Source organism: uncultured Enorma sp. (assembly GCA_905210055.1).
In the GTDB taxonomy this organism is placed as follows: domain Bacteria; phylum Actinomycetota; class Coriobacteriia; order Coriobacteriales; family Coriobacteriaceae; genus Enorma.
Genome location: CAJLVH010000187.1, coordinates 1 through 2808, shown reverse-complemented (window position 1 = coordinate 2808; position 2808 = coordinate 1). Strand labels below are relative to the sequence as shown.

General features: G+C 64.3%; 2 protein-coding genes. One reads left to right on the top strand and one right to left on the bottom strand.

Annotated features, from left to right (window positions below):
- The first annotated feature begins 235 nt into the window (after positions 1-235).
- Entirely contained in the window at positions 236-1483 is a 1248-nt protein-coding gene (gene rlmD, locus QZ079_RS08975; RefSeq protein WP_297037508.1) for a 23S rRNA (uracil(1939)-C(5))-methyltransferase RlmD, read from the top strand.
- A 99-nt stretch (positions 1484-1582) separates the two neighbouring features.
- Here the strand turns inward: rlmD and QZ079_RS08970 are convergent.
- Positions 1583-2808: lipase family protein (locus QZ079_RS08970; RefSeq protein WP_297037507.1), on the bottom strand; the 1226-nt coding region annotated here is incomplete at its 5' end.

Genomic DNA, 2808 nt, shown 5'->3' with positions numbered 1-2808 from the left:
CGACCCGCCGCCCGACCTGCGCAGCTCGCCCCGCAACTCGACCCGCCGCCCGACCTGCGTCGCTCGCTCCGCGCCGGCGGAAGTCCCAAAATATGCAAATCCGGGCAGTAAGGCGGGCAAATCGTCTCCTTATCTCCCGGAATATGCAAATCTGGGGCTTATGCCGCGAGCGGCATGTCACTGTGAGAAAATGGTGGCCGATACCTTTTTCTCACCTCTCAGGCAAGGAATCCCCATGTCGAAGCGCACCCGCACAGAAAAGGACCTCGCTGGCCCTTGTCCCCTCATGCGTACCTGCGGTGGTTGCGCGTGGCTCGGCGTGCCGTACAAGAAGCAACTCGTGCGCAAGCAACGCGCGATGGAAGAGCTGTTCGTGCCGCTTCTCGAGCGCTTCGGCTGGCAGCTCGAGATCGACCCCATCCGCGGTATGGGCGGAACATCCGAAAGCACCGGCAAGCTCGCATCCCCCCGCGCGTTCCGCTACAAAGCCACGACGCCATTTGCGCCGCGCCCCAACGGCAGGATTGCCTGCGGGTTCTATGCGCCCGGCACGCACCGCATCGTCGCTGCCGAAGATTGCGCCGTGGAGGCTCCGGGCGCGCGCCGCATCCTGAACGAGGTCGCGCGGGTGGCCGAGTCTTTCGGCATACGGGCGTACGATGAAGATGCCCAGCGCGGCCTGCTCCGCCACGCCATCGTGCGCCTGGGCTGGCGAACGGACGAGGGCATGCTCACAGTTGTGACGAGCAACCGCGACCTTCCGCATGCAGAGGAGTTCGCGCAGGCGCTGCTCGAAATCGACCCCCGCATCACGTGCGTGGCGCAAAACGTGAACCCGCGTCCAGGCAACGCGATCCTAGGTCTCGAGACGCGGGTGCTCGCCGGTGCACCCAGCATGCGAGACGAGCTTCTTGGCTGCACGTTTAGCATCTCGCCTACCGCCTTTTACCAGACGAATCCCCAGCAAACCGAGGTGCTGTACCAACTCGCAATCGACGGCATGGCGCTCGAAGCGGAAGATGCGCTCTTCGACGCATATTGCGGGAGCGGCACCATCGGCCTGTGCGCTGCCCGCGCCTCTGCAGATGCGGGGCGTACCGTGCGCCTGCAAGGTGTGGAGAAAAATGAGGCTGGCGTCGCCGATGCTCGGACAAACGCCGAGCTCAACGGTTTTATCCCACACGAAGCAACCTTCGTTGCAGACGATGCCACCGCGTTTCTGCGCCAAGCCGCCCGCGACGGCAAGCGCTACGACGTGATCGCCCTCGATCCGCCGCGCGCCGGCTCCACGCCCGCGTTCCTAGAAGCGGCGATGGCCATAAACCCGCGACGCATCGTATATATTAGTTGCAACCCCGCGACGCAAGCGCGCGACCTCGAAGTCCTGGGGGCGGGCGGGTATCGCTTGCTGCGGCTTTCGCCGGTGGACATGTTCCCGCATACAGAGCACGTAGAAACCGTCGCCGTGCTCGAGCGCGCATAGGGAAACGTTACGCTCCCCGACCATATAGAAAAGCCGCTGGGGCAACAGTCGACGAGGTAATTGCGCATGCCGTCCCATCGAAACCCTGGGCCATTCGCGTCACGTCAGCGCAAGCATCCAGGCGACGTAGACGCTTTGGTAGTGGCCGCAGAGGATCCCTAAGGGATCGACGTGCACTATGAGCACCTGGGCGACGGTCGCGATGCCGCCGGGCGTCGTGAGCTCCGAAACCGACCCCACACGCTCGCCCACCTCTTCTACAACCGCCTGAACGACGCACGCGTTTTCAGGGTCGTACGGACTCGCAGCGTCCTCCCCGTCTTCGCCCACAAGCTGAGCGTATGAGGAGCAGAAGCGCTCGTATGCCGTCGTGAAGCCCTCGTCGTCAACAGCAGGCAGCTCCATGTCAACGCCGTAGCGCGCGTACCCCCACGCGGCGAGCGGAAGCGCAGGCATGATATCTGCCGGGTTCACGATGTTGAAGATGTTGTCGTAGCGCTCCGCGCGGGCATTCTCGCTCGTCGTGCATCCGGGTGAGGCAAACGTGTACGCACACACCGCGTCAGTTGCCGAAAGACCGATCTGCCCACCGTCCTCGGCATCTGCCGCCTCGCCCGTATACTGTCCTGCAAGCTCGTCATCTGCCATCGCGGCGACGAGGTTCGCGACAGCGCCTCCACGGCTGTGGCCTGTGACCACGAGCGTCACGGCATCCCCGCGTGCATGGCTCTCGCGAACCATCGGCCTCACCGCTTCGCGGATCTCGTCCGCCGCATCCACGTACCCCTGGTGGTAGCCCTCCAAGCCCTCGGCGACCGACCGTTCATCATGAAGATACAGGTTGCTCAGCCATTCCGCTCCATAGCTTCCGCGCACAGCAACCACGATCACCGACCTCGTCGCGCCCTCGGAAGCGATGCGCTTGCGCGCCACAGCGTAGGCTACCGTGTCCTCCTTGCTGGTGAAAACGTTGAGCACCTGGTCGACGACCTCGCTCCGGTACCGATAGGAACCGGTACGCACCTCGTCGAAACCGAGGCTCCCGAGCGCTTGCTCCATGTACGCCGGCCCCGACGTCCCCGATTGGTAGTGAGCAGATTCCGCGTAGGCGAGCGAGGAGAGCACCGCGCACGTGCACGCAAGCTCGTGGTTGTATTCCCGCAGATCTTCTGCAAACCATGCGTCATCCCACGTGATGGGCACCGTGATCTCGCGCCCGCCCGTCTCGAAGAACGTCAACGCAACCTCGGTCTCGATCCGCTCGGGAGTTCCCTGCGGGCTGGCATACGCGAGCCTCGGCCTCCCAACCGGCTCCACCCCCCCCC